The sequence below is a fragment of the Bacillus sp. R86525 genome, from assembly GCF_042466195.1.
GTDB classification, from domain to species: Bacteria; Bacillota; Bacilli; order Bacillales; family Bacillaceae_G; genus Bacillus_A; species Bacillus_A nitratireducens.
In genome coordinates this window covers 4,846,345-4,863,976 of sequence record NZ_JAXHPX010000007.1, presented here as the reverse complement: position 1 = coordinate 4,863,976, position 17,632 = coordinate 4,846,345, and the positions used below count along the sequence as shown (strand labels likewise).

9 protein-coding genes and 1 pseudogene are annotated in these 17,632 nt (G+C 34.0%); 9 read left to right on the top strand and 1 reads right to left on the bottom strand.

Annotation, left to right across the window (positions count from 1 at the left end):
• The first annotated feature begins 130 nt into the window (after window positions 1–130).
• The 4 genes from SJY24_RS27675 to SJY24_RS27660 all read left to right on the top strand — a co-directional run bounded on the left by SJY24_RS27675 (window position 131) and on the right by SJY24_RS27660 (window position 8,052).
• Entirely contained in the window at window positions 131–2,026 is a 1,896-nt protein-coding gene (locus SJY24_RS27675; protein ID WP_098767959.1) for a PrkA family serine protein kinase, read from the top strand.
• 450 nt (window positions 2,027–2,476) lie between these two features.
• Window positions 2,477–3,652, top strand: coding sequence for a sporulation protein YhbH (gene yhbH / locus SJY24_RS27670; RefSeq protein WP_098501682.1), 1,176 nt, complete (start codon window positions 2,477–2,479; stop codon window positions 3,650–3,652).
• Between the two features lie 128 nt (window positions 3,653–3,780).
• On the top strand, window positions 3,781–7,032 hold the full coding sequence (locus SJY24_RS27665) for a leucine-rich repeat domain-containing protein (RefSeq protein WP_377866945.1): 3,252 nt from the start codon (window positions 3,781–3,783) through the stop codon (window positions 7,030–7,032).
• Between the two features lie 156 nt (window positions 7,033–7,188).
• Window positions 7,189–8,052 (top strand): GNAT family N-acetyltransferase, encoded by an 864-nt coding sequence (locus tag SJY24_RS27660; protein WP_377866943.1) that lies wholly within the window; start codon window positions 7,189–7,191, stop codon window positions 8,050–8,052.
• Between the two features lie 103 nt (window positions 8,053–8,155).
• Here SJY24_RS27660 and opuD read toward each other — a convergent pair whose 3' ends face one another.
• Window positions 8,156–9,706, bottom strand: coding sequence for a glycine betaine transporter OpuD (opuD, locus tag SJY24_RS27655; RefSeq protein ID WP_377866942.1), 1,551 nt, complete (start codon window positions 9,704–9,706; stop codon window positions 8,156–8,158).
• Between the two features lie 270 nt (window positions 9,707–9,976).
• Here opuD and colA point away from each other — a divergent pair, with 270 nt between their 5' ends.
• The 5 genes and pseudogenes from colA (at window position 9,977) to SJY24_RS27630 (ending at window position 17,492) form a co-directional block, all read left to right on the top strand.
• Window positions 9,977–12,874, top strand: a complete 2,898-nt coding sequence (colA, locus tag SJY24_RS27650) for a collagenase ColA (RefSeq protein ID WP_377866940.1) — start codon at window positions 9,977–9,979, stop codon at window positions 12,872–12,874.
• Window positions 12,875–13,120: 246 nt separating this feature from the next.
• Complete coding sequence (locus SJY24_RS27645; protein ID WP_377866939.1) at window positions 13,121–13,669, top strand: NfeD family protein; 549 nt, start codon at window positions 13,121–13,123, stop codon at window positions 13,667–13,669.
• A gap of 12 nt (window positions 13,670–13,681) precedes the next feature.
• Window positions 13,682–15,256, top strand: a complete 1,575-nt coding sequence (locus tag SJY24_RS27640) for a flotillin lipid rafts scaffold protein FloT (RefSeq protein WP_000155029.1) — start codon at window positions 13,682–13,684, stop codon at window positions 15,254–15,256.
• 259 nt (window positions 15,257–15,515) lie between these two features.
• A pseudogene (locus tag SJY24_RS27635) lies at window positions 15,516–16,553 on the top strand (HAMP domain-containing protein); the annotation flags it as partial.
• A complete protein-coding gene (locus tag SJY24_RS27630) occupies window positions 16,545–17,492 on the top strand; it encodes a methyl-accepting chemotaxis protein (RefSeq protein ID WP_377867317.1) in 948 nt (315 codons plus the stop codon). The pseudogene SJY24_RS27635 and the gene SJY24_RS27630, both read left to right, overlap by 9 nt.
• The last annotated feature ends 140 nt before the right edge of the window (window positions 17,493–17,632 follow it).

Sequence of the window (17,632 nt, the reverse complement as noted above, 5' to 3'; positions counted from 1 at the left end):
TTCTTTGAATTTTGGAGAGAATTTTATAGAGCTATTATATATTTCGTTTTGATTTAAAGAATGTTTAAGGACATCCTAGCATACCTTTTATAATAATCCGATTGAACAAGGAGATGGGGGAGGAGCTATAATGGATATTCTAAAAAAGATTGAACAGCATCGAGCAGCAGAAGAACGTTTACAATGGGAAGGTACGTTTGCGGAGTATTTGGAGCTTGTGAAAGAAAGACCATGGGTGGCTCAAACAGCACACTCTCGCATTTACAATATGATAAAAGATGCCGGAATTGAAGAAGTTGATGGTAGAAGAAAATATAATTTCTTTAGTAATCAGCTGTTTGGATTAGAGGATGCATTAGAACGCCTTGTAGAAGAATATTTTCATCCATCTGCAAAACGATTAGATGTTAGAAAACGTATTTTATTATTAATGGGTCCTGTTAGTGGTGGTAAATCAACTTTAGTTACGATGTTGAAACGAGGATTAGAAACATATTCACGTACAGATCGTGGAGCTATTTTTGCGATTAAAGGCTGCCCAATGCATGAAGATCCATTGCATTTAATTCCGCACCATTTACGTGATGACTTCTTTGATGAGTATGGAGTAAGAATTGAAGGGAATTTATCACCATTAAATGTGATGCGTTTAGAGCAAGAATATGGATCAAGAATTGAGGATGTAGTTGTAGAGCGTATTTTCTTCTCTGAAGATCGCCGTACAGGGATTGGTACATTTAGTCCGTCTGATCCAAAATCACAAGATATTGCCGATTTAACAGGTAGTCTGGACTTTTCTACGATTGCAGAATATGGTTCAGAATCAGATCCTCGTGCATATCGATTTGATGGAGAATTGAATAAGGCGAACCGGGGCATGATGGAATTCCAGGAAATGTTAAAGTGTGATGAGAAGTTTTTATGGCACTTATTATCACTTACACAAGAAGGGAATTTCAAAGCGGGAAGATTTGCGCTTATTTCAGCAGATGAATTAATTGTAGCGCATACGAATGAAACAGAGTATCGTTCCTTCATAGCAAATAAGAAAAATGAAGCATTGCACTCAAGAATTATTGTAATGCCAGTTCCTTATAACTTACGAGTTAGTGAAGAAGAACATATTTATGAAAAAATGATTCGTGAAAGTGACGTGTCCAATGTTCACATTGCACCGCATACACTTCGAGTTGCAGCAATGTTTACTATTCTAACTCGTTTAAAAGATCCGAAGCGTCCGGATATTGATTCAATTAAAAAGATGCGTTTATATGATGGAGAAACGGTAGAAGGTTATAATGCGATTGATGTAGAAGAATTGCAACGTGAATATCAAGATGAAGGTATGAAAGGTATTGATCCTCGTTATGTTATTAACCGAATTTCTTCTACAATTATTCGAAAAGAGGTACCATCTATTAATGCACTAGATGTACTTAGATCGCTAAAAGACGGGTTGGATCAGCATCCATCAATTAGTAATGAAGATCGAGAGCGTTATATGAATTTCATCTCATTGGCGAGAAAAGAATACGATGAAATTGCTAAGAAAGAAGTACAAAAAGCGTTTGTTTATTCATACGAAGAATCAGCTAAGACACTCATGGATAACTACTTAGATAACGTTGAAGCGTATTGTAATAAATCAAAATTACGTGATCCGTTAACGGGAGAAGAAATGAGCCCGGATGAAAAACTTATGCGTTCGATTGAAGAGCAAATTGGAATTTCAGAAAATGCTAAGAAAGCATTCCGTGAAGAAATTTTAATTCGAATTTCTGCTTATGCCCGTAAAGGAAAGCGCTTTGATTATAATTCACATGAACGTCTTCGTGAAGCGATTCAGAAAAAACTATTTGCTGATTTAAAAGATATAGTGAAAATTACAACATCAACGAAAACGCCAGATGAAAATCAGCTTAAGAAAATTAATGATGTTGTTGCACGCTTAATTGATGAGCATGGATATAATTCTTCATCTGCGAATGAATTGTTACGCTATGTAGGTAGTTTGTTAAATCGATAGTTTGATAACAAAACGCTGTCTCTTGTTCTTGGGACGGCGTTTTGTTATCTATTGATATTTGTAAAAAGTGTCATAGCTTGTCCAAATATAATAAATTAAGATGCGATTTTATGAATTTATTGTCAATTATTTTTACAATATGCATATGATAGAGTAACCAACCATTCATACGAAAAAAGCCAACACAATACAATATGTTGCAATACGAAAATGTGTGCAACAATGCATTGTGTTTCTTTCTTATCAACGGCTGAATATTTCTTTCTAGTATGTGAGTGGCAAAATTTTGTTTAGGATGCTCGGAGTATTGTATGAAAAACGTTATATATGTTTATGGGATGATTTTCGATGGACAGTTACTTTTCAAATATTCTAGCTTGGTACATTACAGAACAAAATTTATAGATTGCTGTTCATAAAGGAAGATAATTACAGTAAGGAGGGAAAGGAATGGGCGAAGAAAATCAACCAAACTATACGATTTCACAGGAAAACTGGTCCCTCCATCGCAAAGGATATGACGACCAACAACGCCATCAAGAAAAGGTGCAAGAGGCCATTAAGAACAATTTACCCGATCTTGTAACAGAAGAAAGTATAGTTATGTCTAATGGCAAGGATGTTGTGAAAATACCGATTCGTTCTTTAGATGAATATAAGATTAGATACAATTATGATAAAAATAAACATGTCGGGCAAGGAAACGGTGACAGCAAAGTTGGTGATGTCGTTGCGAGAGATGGATCAGGTGGTCAAAAACAAAAAGGACCAGGAAAAGGGCAAGGGGCAGGAGATTCAGCTGGGGAAGATTATTATGAAGCAGAAGTCTCAATTTTAGAATTAGAGCAAGCGTTTTTCAAAGAATTAGAGCTGCCGAATTTAAAGAGGAAAGAAATGGATGAAAACAGGATTGAGCACATTGAATTTAATGATATTAGAAAAACAGGATTATGGGGAAACATTGATAAGAAACGAACGATGATATCAGCGTATAAACGAAATGCGATGCGTGGTAAAGCATCCTTCCATCCAATTCACCAAGAAGATTTAAAGTTCCGTACTTGGAATGAAGTGTTAAAGCCAGATTCAAAGGCTGTTGTATTAGCGATGATGGATACGAGTGGATCGATGGGAATATGGGAGAAGTATATGGCACGTAGCTTCTTTTTCTGGATGACAAGATTTTTACGCACAAAGTATGAAACTGTGGACATTGAGTTTATTGCCCACCATACGGAAGCGAAAGTCGTCACAGAAGAAGAGTTTTTCTCAAAAGGAGAAAGTGGTGGAACGATATGTTCTTCCGTATACAAAAAAGCACTTGAGCTAATCGATAATAAATATTCACCAGACCGTTATAATATTTATCCATTCCATTTTTCAGACGGTGATAATTTAACTTCGGATAATGCTAGATGTGTAAAGCTTGTTGAAGAGCTGATGAAAAAATGTAATATGTTTGGGTATGGGGAAGTGAATCAATACAACCGCCACAGTACACTTATGTCAGCCTATAAAAATATTAAAGATGAGAATTTCAGATATTATATTTTAAAGCAAAAAGCAGATGTATTCCATGCGATGAAAAGCTTCTTTAAAGAAGAATCAGGTGAAAAGATGGCATAATCCCTTTTAAAGGGATTATTTTTTTGTAAACTTTTTATTTTTTTAGTTGACAATGATAATGAAAATCATTATCATTTATTCGAGAAATGATTACATTTCGATTTATAGATTTTGGAGGAGATGTAAAGTTGAAAAAAACTAAAAGAAAACATATAAATGCAATGCTAGTGGCGGCAGCCTTAGCGCTACCGTTTGCTGCGTATTCAACACCTGCTTTAGCAGCGGTAGCAATTGAGGCTAATAAAACGGGATATGCTTTAGAAGATGGTACATATGATGCTGTTATTAAAGCGTATAAAGATAAAACGAATGAAGAGTCTATGGCAGCTGTTTATATAAAAAATCCAAAATTAACAATTGAGAATGGAAAGAAAATTGTAACGGCAACGTTAAGTGATAGTGATTTCTTCAAATACTTGAAAACAGAAGATATTCATACTCCTGGTGTGTTTCATGATGTAAAAGTAATATCAGAAGATAAAAAGAAAAATGGAACGAAAGTGATTCAGTTTGGAGTAGGGGAATTAGGAAAGAGGTATAATATGCAAATGCATATTTATATTCCAACAATGGCCTATGATAATAAGTATCAAGTGCAATTTGAAGTAAATGCATTGAATTTAGAAAACAATGTTCCAGAAGAACAAAAGGAAAATAAAGAGGATAAAGTGGATCAACAAGATGAAAGTGCAAATGTAATAGTAGATAAGCAATTACAAATGCATATTAATAAATATAACTTGAATAGAGAAAATCTAAATACGCCAATAACTAAGGAAGATTTATTAAAAGTTAAATCTTTAATAGTCGTTGAGGCAAAAAGTAAAGGAATAGAAGACGTAAGCGGTCTAGAATATATGACGAACTTAGAAAACTTAACGTTGGAAGAAGTTAAGATAAAAAACACACAGTTTATCTCGAAGTTGAGACAATTAAAATCATTAAGTATAACTTATGGTGAACTCGAAGATATTGGACCTTTGGCTGAGTTAGAGCATGTTGAGATTTTAAGTTTGAGAAACAATAAAATTTCAGATTTAAGCCCATTGAGTCAAATGAAGAAGATTAAAATGTTAGATTTAAACAGCAATTATATAAAAGATATTAAACCATTATTTACAGTAACGACTTTAAGGACTTTGACTGTAGCAAATAATCAAATTAGTAATGCTAATCTTGCTGGGATTGAGCAATTGAAAAATGTGAAAAATTTATCTTTAAGTAACAATGGACTTACTAATATCGAGCATATTACCTCAATGAAAAAGTTAGTGGAGTTAGACCTTTCTAAAAATGAATTAAAAAACATCGAACCTTTATTAAGATTATCTACTGTACAATCACTTAATTTAGAGGAAAACTATATTTCAGATATAATGCCACTTAGTCAATTAACAGGTTTATATGATTTAAAGCTGGGTTCGAATGAAATTCGTGATGTTAGACCTGTTCAAGAATTAGGAAAAAGAATGTATATCGATATTCAAAGACAAAAAATCTTTTTAAATGAAGCAAGCGTGGATGAAGAAATAAAAATTCCAATATACAATCTTAAAGGAGAAACACTTCAAAATATTAATGTAAAAAGGGAAGAGGCTACTCTGAATAACGGGTTTATAAAATGGAATAGTCCTGGAGAAAAAATATATGAATTTAAACTAGATACGAATTTTGCTGAAAGTAAAATAAGATTTAATGGGACGGTTATACAAAGTATAGTTGAAAAACAAAAAGAAAGTGAAAATGTAATTCTTGATAAAACTCTACAACAGCATATTAATAAAAAGAATTTTGGTAGAGAGAATCTAAATGCCCCTATAACAAAAGAAGATTTATTACAGATTAAAACATTAGAGATACTTAAAGAAAAAGGAAAAGAGATAAAAAATCTAACTGGTTTAGAATACATGACGAACTTAGAAAACCTCACTTTAGAAGGAGTAGGGTTGAAAAATATTGAGTTCATTTCAAACTTGAAACAATTGAAAGACGTGAATGTATCTCATAATAAAATTGAAGATATAACGCCGTTATCTTCACTGGAAAATTTACAGTGGTTAAACCTTGCGGATAATCATATTAAAGATGTATCAGTTCTTGGTTCAATGTTAGATCTACTCAGTTTAAAATTAGCTGGAAATGAGATTCGTGATGTAAGGCCGTTAATACAATTAGGTCAATGGTTTTCAATTGATGTCGGAAGACAAAAAATCATTTTAAATGAAGCGAAAGTAAATGAAGAAATTCAAGTTCCCGTATATGACTTAGAAGGAGAAACTATTGAGAATATTAAACTAACAAGTGAGGGGGGAACGTTTAATAATGGAGTAATGAAATGGAGTACTCCAGGTGAAAAGGTATATAAATTTGATTTAGATTCGGATGAAACTAGTATAAGTTTTAACGGAACAGTAATCCAGAATATAGTTGAAAAAGAAGAAGTGAAAGAACCGGAAAAAGAAGCAAAAGAAGAAGGAAAAGAATCAACGACAGAAGTTGAAGAAACGAAAGAAGAAGTAAAAGAGCCAGCAAAAGAAATTGAAGAAACGAAAGAAGAAGTAAAAGAGCCAGCAAAAGAAATTGAAGAAACGAAAGAAGAAGTAAAAGAGCCAGCAAAAGAAATTGAAGAAACGAAAGAAGAAGTAAAAGAGCCAGCAAAAGAAATTGAAGAAACGAAAGAAGAAGTAAAAGAGCCAGCAAAAGAAATTGAAGAAACGAAAGAAGAAGTAAAAGAGCCAGCAAAAGAAATTGAAAAAACGAAAGAAGAAGTGAAAGAACCGAAAACAGAAGTTGAAGGATCAAAAGAAGAAGTGAAAGAACCGAAAACAGAAGTCGAAGGACCAAAAGAAGAAGTGAAAGAACCGAAAACAGAAGTAGAAGGACCAAAAGAAGAAGTGAAAGAACCGACAAAAGAAGTTGAAGGATCAAAAGAAGAAGTGAAAGAACCGAAAACAGAAGTAGAAGGATCAAAAGAAGAAGTGAAAGAACCGAAAACAGAAGTAGAAGGACCAAAAGAAGAAGTGAAAGAACCGACAACAGAAGCTGAAGGCTCGCAAGAAGAAGTGAAAGAGCCAACAAAAGAAGTTGAAGGGGCGAAAGAAAAAGAAGTAGCACGAGAGATTGAAAAATCGAAAGAAGAAATAAATCAATCCACAGTAGTTCAAGAACAAAACGTGAATAATCAGGTTGTGTCAGAAAAAGTAGTAGAGAATCAAAGCATGAAAGGAAATAAACCAGTTGTTAATAAACAAGAAGAAAGTAAGAAGTCGCTAGGAGCAACAGGTGGACAAGCGAATACATCAACGTTACTTTCAGGCGTAGCATTAGTTCTTTCAGCACTGAGTATGTTTGTATTTAGAAAGAGATTATTTAAGAAATAAAAACGTTTTATCTTATTATAATGTAAAATAATTACACGAGTTTTTGAGAAGACATTATCATGGCGATTTCATTTTGAAATATGCTTATGATGATGTCTTTTTTTAGAAGGATATAAATGAGGAAAGTGTAAATGTATTAGAGAAGGAGGAGAGGTTATGCATGTTAGTTCTATTTTGAAAATCGAAGAAGTGGCATCATTTATTGCAACTGTAAATAAAGATGCTACGCATCATGTTGGTTATTGTGGAGATGAGAAAAAGGAGTTATTACAGACAATTATCCATGATTTTTCTGATATAGGCTGGGAACAATCTTTTGTTGTTACTTATGAAAATAATAAAATAATAGGTGTATTAGGATTTGATGTGGATGAAGTAAAAAAATGTGCAGAAATATGGGGGCCTTTTATTATTGCAGAGAATTGGGAAGAAGTTGCTTTACATATGTGGAAGGAACTTGTAGAAAAGGTGCCTTTTCATATTGAGAAATTTTATGGTTTTTATCATGTAGAAAATAATAATTGTGCCCGCTTAATGAAGGATTTACATGCTAAAGAACAAGATCGACATAGTGTCCTCATTTTAAATAATATTGCGGGACAACGTATTATATGTAATGTAGAAGAAGCTTTACCAAAAGTATTTGAGCAGTTTATCGCTTTACACAATAATGTTTTCCCTAATACATATTATGAAGGAAATGAAATTATCGAGCGTTTAAGTGATACGAATAAATTATTTGTAAGTATGAAGAATGATAAGTTAGAAGGTTATGTATATGTTGAAGTAAATCCGGAGTTTCAAGAAGCGAATATAGAATTTATTGCAACCACTGAAAATAGTAGAAGAAAAGGTGTTGGAGAGGGGTTATTACAAGGTGCAATTCAGTATATTTTCTCCTTTCAAGGGATGAGAGAGATAGAACTATGTTTGAATACGAATAATGTTCGTGCGATGAAGTTGTACAAGAAAGTAGGTTTTGAGGAGAAAGCATGTTTACAGCACTATATAATAGAGTAAAAACCCATTCGTATGAAAATTATATTTCATACGAATGGGTTTTATTAATTTACTTTTTTCCCTCAGTCATCACGGATTCAGAAGTAATTTGAGGTGCCAATTGTTACATAATCTTTTTTATTTTTTGCGGAACTTCTCTCGTTTGCGAATTAACATCTTCTTTTCGCAACTCTTTAAAGAGCGAAATGACCATAAGAACGACTACAATAGAAAATGGTAGCGCAGCAATTATAGCTGCGATTTGTAGTGCATTTAGTCCTCCTGCTTGTAATAAAATAGCTGCAATTATCGCGATTGTTAATCCCCATATAAGTTTTAAACTGTTTTTCGGTGATAAGCTTCCGTTACTCGTTTGCATTGAAACAACAAATGTTGCCGAGTCGGCAGAAGTAACGAAAAATGTGGCTACTAAAATTAACCCGATAATTGTTAAAAATGTAGAGAATGGTAGGTGTGAAATAACAGCAAATAATCCAATCTCTGTACCATTTTTTGCGATTTCATCAGCTATTCCAAGCGATTGGAACATTTCCATATGGATAGCGGTACCGCCAAATACTGCAAACCAAAATGTACAGATAAGAGTTGGAACTAATACAACTCCAAAAATAAATTCTTTTATTGTGCGCCCTTTAGAAATACGGGCGATGAATGTACCAACGAATGGAGACCAGGAGATCCACCATCCCCAATAAAAAATAGTCCAGTTTTCAATCCAAGAAGAAGATTTTTCATTAAATGCTCCTAAATTTAATCCCATACTAGGTAAAGCCCCAATATAAGAACCGAGTGTAGATGTGAAATATTTCATAATAAATACAGTTGGTCCTAAAAGTAAAAAGGAGACGAGTAAAATACCTGCAAGAGAGAAATTTAAGTTACTCAAATATTTAATCCCACGATCTAAGCCAGTTTGTGCACTTGTTAAATATAAAACAGCGAAGATGGCGATAAGTACGAGCTGTGTAAGTAAAGTGTTATGAATAGAAGGGAATAAATAGCTTAATCCTCCGGCAATTTGTTGAGCACCGATCCCAACAGATGGCACAATACCGAATACTGTGGCTAAAACAGCTAAAATATCGACTGTTTTTCCGATAGGAGAATTTTTCGATCGATTAAATAATGGAGTAACTGTAGCCCCAATTGTGCTACCTTTTTGTTTGCGGAACGTGAAATATGCAATTGTTAAAGCAACCATCGCGTATAGTGACCACGGAAAGAGTCCCCAGTGGAAAAATGAATATTGCATAGCGAGCTTGGCGCTTTCTTCTGTGCCTGCTTTTCCTATTAATGGATCTGTAAAATGTGAAATCGGTTCAGTAATTCCGTAAAAGAGGAGTCCAATTCCCATTCCTGCCCCAAACAACATGGATAGCCAAGATGGATAACTATACTTTGGTTTTTCTCCATCTTTACTAAGACGAATAGATCCATACTTAGAAAATGCTAAATAAGTAGCTAAAATAAGCATTGAGGTCATAAGTAGAGAGTAAAACCATCCAAATTTATTGAGAATGAATGAGTTTAAAGAAGATGTAACGCTTTGTAAATCATAGCCTTGTATCCAACTTGCCGGGGTAACTCCCCATATGATGAATAATGTTGTTAGCAAGATGGAGATATAGAATACACTGTTCTCTTTTTTTATCATAGAATCCCACCCTTATTTAATAAAGTTAACAATTATATTAATCATAACAATTAAAGGTTTAATTGTCAAAAAATTCGTTTTTTTATTGTGTGTAAGAGGACAGTTTAACCGCTATAGATTCATAATCATTGGAGGTTAGATAAAGGCAAGGGCGTTCACGATATGTACAAAATGTAGGAAGAAATAATATGAAATATTGCATTTTATATTTCTGCATCTAGATTTTATGTTAAATTCTTGGATGGAATATTTAAATAGGGGGACAAGGATATGAACAAGAAATCAAAGATTAATAAAGTTATACTTAGTATTAGTACAATGGCTCTATCGTTAGGGGCACTTCAAACTCATGCATCAGCGGAAGAAAAAGTACCGTATAATGTGTTGAAAACGAAACCGGTTGGAATTGAAAAACCAGTAGATGAAGTTGGGCATATTTCGAAAGTTGATGAAACATTATCGTTTCAAGAACGTTTAAAAGTAGGAGACTTTTCACAGCGACCAGCATCTATTATGAAGAGTTCAGAAGTAAAGCAAGTTAAAGAAAGCTATTCAATGGCTGATTTAAACAAAATGAATAATCAAGAATTAGTTGAAACGCTAGGAAGTATTAAATGGAATCAAATTACAGACTTATTCCAGTTTAATGAAGATGCAAAGGCTTTTTATAAAGACAAAGAGAAAATGCAAGCAGTTATAGACGAATTAGCTCATCGAGGTAGTACATTTACGAAAGATGATTCAAAAGGAATTCAAACGTTTACTGAAGTGTTACGTTCAGCTTTTTATCTTGCCTTTTACAATAATGAATTAAGCGAATTAAATGAGAGGAATTTCCAGGATAAATGTTTACCTGCCTTAAAAGCAATTGCAACAAATCCAAACTTTAAGCTCGGTACATATGAGCAAGATTCAGTCGTATCTGCATATGGCAAATTAATTAGTAATGCTTCAAGTGATGTTGAAACGGTTCAATATGCGGCTAATATTTTAAAACAATATAATGATAATTTCCATACATATGTAGACGATCGTATGAAAGGACAAGCTGTATACGATATGATGCAAGGTATTGATTATGATATGCAATCTTATTTATTTGAAACTCGTAAAGAGGCAAAAGATACAATGTGGTATGGAAAAATAGATGGGTTTATTAATGAAATAAATCGTATTGCTCTTTTAAATCAAGTAACACCAGAAAATAAGTGGCTCGTTAATAATGGAATTTATTTTGCTAGTCGTTTAGGTAAGTTTCATAGTAATCCAAATAAAGGATTAGAGGTTGTTACACAGGCAATGCATATGTACCCGCGTTTAAGTGAGCCGTATTTTGTTGCAGTAGAACAAATTACAACAAATTATAATGGGAAAGATTATAGCGGGAATACGGTAGATTTAGAGAAGATACGTAAAGAAGGAAAAGAACAGTACTTACCAAAAACATACACATTCGACGATGGATCTATTGTGTTTAAAACAGGAGATAAAGTATCAGAGGAAAAAATTAAAAGGTTATACTGGGCAGCAAAAGAAGTAAAGGCACAATATCACCGTGTAATCGGTAATGATAAAGCTTTAGAACAAGGTAATGCAGACGACGTATTAACGATAGTAATCTATAACACTCCAGATGAATATCAATTAAATAGACAACTGTACGGCTATGAGACAAACAACGGTGGGATTTATATTGAAGAGACAGGCACATTTTTTACATATGAGCGTACGCCAGAGCAAAGTATTTATAGTTTAGAAGAGTTATTCCGTCATGAGTTTACTCATTATCTTCAAGGAAGATATGAAGTTCCCGGTTTATTTGGAAGAGGAGATATGTATCAAAATGAAAGATTAACTTGGTTCCAAGAAGGGAATGCAGAATTTTTCGCAGGATCTACTCGTACAAATAACGTTGTACCAAGAAAGAGCATAATTAGTGGATTATCATCTGATCCGGCAAGCCGTTATACAGCAGAGCGTACACTATTTGCTAAATATGGTTCTTGGGATTTCTATAACTACTCGTTCGCATTGCAGTCTTACTTATATACTCATAAATTTGAAACGTTTGATAAAATTCAAGATTTAATTCGTGCGAATGATGTAGGAAATTATGATACGTATCGTGAGACTTTAAGTAAAGATTCTAAGTTAAATAAAGAGTATCAAGAGTATATGCAGCAGTTAATTGATAATCAAGATAAGTACAATGTTCCGGAAGTAGCAGATGATTATTTAGTTGAACATGCACCAAAAGCATTAACAGAAGTGAAGAAAGAAATTAGTGATACGTTGTCTATGAAAGATACAAAAATGACAAAGCATACATCTCAATTCTTTAATACATTTACATTAGAAGGCACGTTCACAGGTAGTGTAACAAAAGGTGAGTCAGAAGACTGGAAAGCAATGAGTAAAAGAGTAAATGAGGCTTTAGAACAATTGACGCAAAAAGAATGGAGTGGCTACAAAACGGTTACAGCACACTTCGTTAATTATCGTGTGAATAGTTCAAATGAATTTGAATATGATGTAGTCTTCCATGGTATCGCAAAAGATGACGGAGAAAATAAAGCTCCGACGGTTAATGTAAACGGGCCTTATAATGGGTTTGTAAAAGAAGGAATTCAATTCAAAAGTGATGGATCAAACGACGAAGATGGAAAAATCGTTTCTTATTTATGGGATTTTGGAGACGGCAGAACAAGTAAAGAAGTTAATCCAGTACATGCATATGAAAGAGAAGGAACTTATAAAGTAGCGTTAAGAGTAAAAGATGATAAAGGAAAAGAGAGTAGAAGCGAAACAACTGTTACAATTAAAGATGGAAGTGTAACAGAATCAGAACCAAATAATCGTCCAGAAGAAGCAAATCGTATTGGGCTAAACACTACTATAAGAGGTAGCCTTATCGGCGGGGATCACACCGATGTTTATACATTTAATGTCGCATCAGCGAAAGATATCGATATTTCTGTTTTAAATGAGTATGGAATCGGGATGACATGGGTACTTCACCATGAATCAGATATGCAAAATTACGCAGCTTACGGTCAAGCTAATGGAAATCATATAGAAGCAAAATTTAATGCAAGACCAGGTAAGTATTACTTGTATGTATATAAATATGATAATGGTGATGGAACATACACATTATCAGTAAAATAAGTACTCTTCCAATGTATGTTTAACTTTACTTTTTGTGGAAAATAGTATATTATATAGATATACAATATATCGGTTATTTACTAGGAGGAGCCTGTCACAATAGGTTTCTCCTGTTCTTTTTTAGAGACCTGTCTTACAGGTTTTTCTTTAAAGAGTAAATAACTGAAAATTAAGATTAATAATTTTTGAAAGAGGTGAGGCATACACATAACAAAAAAGGGATTGTTTAAGAAAGGGGGATAAGAAATGGTCTTGTTTGGTTATCCACTTGAAACAATTTATTTATACGGATTTATAATTGCAACTATACTTACTGTTATTTATATCTTTTTTGGAGATATTTTTGAATCAATATTTAGTTTTGGAGGCGGATCTGTATCCGTTGTAACGTTACTACTTAGTTTTTTCGCCATGTTATGTGGACTTAGTTATATAGGAGAATATTTATACTCCTATAATAGTCTCGTTATTTTCGGAGCCTCATTTACTATATCTTTTATCGGTGTTTTCATAATGAAAATACTAATTTTAAAACCAATTGCAGAAGCAGAACAAAATACTGTCCAACGCATGGATGAATTTATCGGATGCAAGGGAGAAGTTATTACTACAATCCCTAGAGAAGGGTTTGGTGAAGTATTAATTTCCTCCCAATTTGGAAGTAATGCAATACCAGCTAGAGCAATTGGAAAAAAAGATATTTCACAAGGAACTGAGGTCATTATCGAGGGAATTCAAGATGGTGTTTTACTTGTACAAAACATCGCTTATTCTTTAAAGAAACCAAAATTATAAGGGGGAATTTACATGACGATTCCATTAATTATAGGTGGAGTTTTACTCGCAATTTTACTTCTACTCATTTTAGTATTCATTACGAAGTATCGTACAGTTGGTCCAGATGAAGCGCTAATTGTAACAGGGAACTGGCTTGGCGGTGGAAAGAATGTCGTTACCACTGATGATGGAAAGAAGATTAAGATTATCCGCGGGGGCGGTACATTCGTAGTTCCAATTATGCAAAGAGCAGAGCCTTTAAGCCTATTAAACTACAAATTAGAAGTTGGTACACGTGATACGTATACGAAACAGGGTGTACCGATTACAGTAAATGGTGTTTCTATTATTAAAGTAGGATCCACAATTGAAGAAGTTTCTACAGCAGCTGAACAATATTTAGGAAAAGAAACAGAAGAGTTAAAAATAGAAGCAAAAGAAGTTTTAGAAGGGCATCTACGTGCTATTTTATCTTCTATGACAGTAGAAGATGCTTATAGTAATAGAGAGCAATTTGCTCAAAAGGTACATGAAGTAGCTTCAACTGATTTGAAAAAGATGGGGCTTCGCATCGTTTCCTTTACAATTAAGGAGATAATGGATAAGAACGGTTACTTAGATGCACTTGGTCAGCCACAAATTGCAATGGTTAAACGTGATGCAACAGTTGCGAATGCAGAGCGTGAAAAAGAAGCACGTATTGAAAAAGCTCGTGCAGAGAAAGAAGCGAAAGAAGCAGAGTACCAGCGTGATGCACAAATCGCTGAAGCTGAAAAACATAAAGAATTAAAAGTACAATCTTATAAGCGAGAGCAAGAACAAGCACGTGCAGACGCGGATCTTTCTTACGAATTACAACAAGCGAAAGCACAACAAGGTGTTACAGAAGAGCAAATGCGCGTTAAAATCATTGAGCGCGAAAAGCAAATTGAGTTAGAAGAAAAAGAGATTGCGCGTCGTGAAAAGCAGTATGACGCAGAAGTAAAGAAAAAAGCAGATGCAGATCGCTATGCTGTTGAGCAATCAGCTGAAGCTGAAAAAGTAAAACAAATTAAAAAGGCAGATGCAGATCAATATAAGATTGAAGCTGAAGCAAGAGCACGTGCAGAAGAAGTACGTGTAGAAGGTTTAGCGAAGGCGGAAATCGAAAAGGCGCAAGGTCAAGCGAAAGCGGAAGTACAAAAAGCGCAAGGTACAGCGGAAGCAGATGTTATTAGGTTAAAAGGTTTAGCAGAAGCAGAAGCGAAACAAAAAATTGCAGAGGCGTTTGAATTATATGGTCAAGCGGCAATTATGGATATGGTTCTTAAAATGCTTCCAAGTTATGCGAAAGAAATTGCAAGTCCACTTAGCAATATTGATAAGATCACAGTTGTCGATACAGGCGGCGGTGGTAAGAATAGCGGTGCTGGAAAAGTTGCGGGTTATGCGACTGATTTAATGGCAACGATGCAAGAAACTTTAAAAGCCTCTTCTGGTATTGATTTAAAAGAATTACTAGAAGGATTCGCTGGAAAAGGTGCTGTGCAACAACTATCAAATGATAAACCTGTAGTATCAGTAGTAGAAGATGAGAAGAAAGAAATAAAAAAAGATAAAGAATAGCAAGATGAAAAGAACCTCTAGTAAATGGCATACTAGAGGTTCTTCTGTTAATTATAATATTTCAAATAATATACATTTTTATACATTGTTTTAATTATTTAATTTTTATAGAATGAAATATGTATGCAATAATCTTTTAAATCTAGAAAGATCAGTAAAGAGAAATAGAGAGTCTCATCAATTTATTTATATCTTATAATTTTTATAAATAGATTAATTATAATTTATTGCATGTAAAACGGTATGGAGGGGCAGAAATATGTTTCAAGGAAAATTAAGGAGTAGTAGTTTAAAAACAAGGTTACTTGTATCATTTATTATTATTTTAATTGTACCAAGTATTATAATTGGCTGGACATCTTATCAGCAGGCGAAGGAAAATTTTAATGAAACAATTTTGCAATCAGCAAAAGATAACGTGAAGATTTTAAATAATGTAATTAATAAAGAATTAGATAGTAAGAAAGTAGATGCAGCATATTTTACAAAATTATTCACTGGAGCGAGTTATCAAGCAGATCAGCTTCAAAACGTGCAAAATAAATTAGAAGAATATAATAAATTACATCCAGAAATGGAAGCAATATATACTGGATCTAGTAATGGGCAATTTATTCAATCACCAGCAATTCAAATGCCAGAAGGGTATAATCCGGTAGAAAGAGATTGGTATAAAGAGGCAGTGAAAAAAAGTGGAGAAGTAATTATTACGGCTCCATATAAATCAAAAACGACAGGAAATATTGTTGTTACAATAGCAAAACAAAATGAGGATAAAAGTGGTGTTCTCGGTATTGATTTAATTATAAATGATATTGTAAATACTTCGAAAATGGTTAATATCGGTAAAGAAGGGTATGTTGCAATTTTTGATCAGGATAAAAATGTGGTAGCACATCCAACGCTGAAGCCAGGGGAAAAGGTAGAAGAGAAACTTGAAAAGGAACTGTATAAACAAGAAACAGGTGATTTTCAATTTTCATTAGATGGCGAGGATCGCAATATCACTTTTAAAACAAATAAGCAAACCGGATGGAAAATAGCAGGGATTATGCCTTCAAAAGAAATTATTCAAGCGGCTGAACCTATTTTCTATAAAACAATAACTGTTATTGGTATCTCATTAATAATTGGTGGAATTGTAATTTACTTCATACTCGCTTCTATTATTAAACCGTTAAAACAACTTGTTATATCAGCAAGGAAAATTAGCGAAGGTGACCTAACGGAATCAATTGCTGTTCATTCGCGGGATGAAATTGGACAGTTAGGAGAAAGTTTTAATGAGATGGCGGCATCATTACATGATGTAATTTCAAATATTAATACTTCAGCTGGTCATGTAGCGGCTTCTTCAGAAGAATTAACAGCTAGCATGAAGCAAGCAAGTGAAGCAACAGAACAAATTACACAAGCGATGGAACAAGTATCGAGTGGGGCAGAAATACAAACGCGGGAAGTTGAAGAAGGAGCGACTCTGTTAGAAGAAGTTACAGAAGGAATTCAGCGTGTTGCGGATAGCTCTTCATTAGTATCCACAGCCTCTATGTATACGAAGCAAAAAGCTGCAGATGGTGGAAAGTTAGTTGAACAAACTGTGAATCAAATGCAATTAATTCATGAGTCTGTTTCACAGTCAGACAAAGTCATTTCTTTATTAGATGATAAGTCGAAGCAAATTGGAGCTATTCTAGAAGTGATTCAACATATTGCAGAGCAGACAAACTTATTAGCATTAAATGCTGCAATTGAGGCTGCAAGAGCTGGAGAGCAAGGAAGAGGTTTTGCAATTGTAGCAGATGAAGTACGGAAATTAGCAGAACAATCGGGGCAGTCTTCTACGGAAATTGGTAAGCTAGTAACAGAGATACAATTTGATATAAAAGAAACTGTAAGCTCTATGAATCAGGTTGGGACAGAGGTACAATCAGGACTTGTAGTTGCAAATGAAACGAAGCAAAGCTTTGTAGAAATATTGAAATCTACAAATGATACAGTTGTACAAATTGATAGTATGGTAGAAGTAGCGAAACGAATGACGATAGATGCAAAACAAGTAAGTGCATCTATTAATGAAATTGCAGCAACGATTGAAGAAAATGCAGCAAGTGTTCAAAATATTGCTGGCTCCTCTGAAGAGCAAGTAGCTTCAGTAGAAGAAATAAATTCAGCAGCAGTTCACTTATCGCGAATGGCTGAAGAATTACAAGAGATGATTGGTAAATTTAAAGTGTAATAGCAAGCATTAAGAAACGAGGTAGTAATTTTACTTCGTTTCTTTTTTTATCCCGCTATTTGTGGGCAGTAAAACTCCCACCTCATAATTCGGCTGGAGCAAAGAAGTTAGGTGGGAGTCGGGCGGCCCGTAGATGCCCG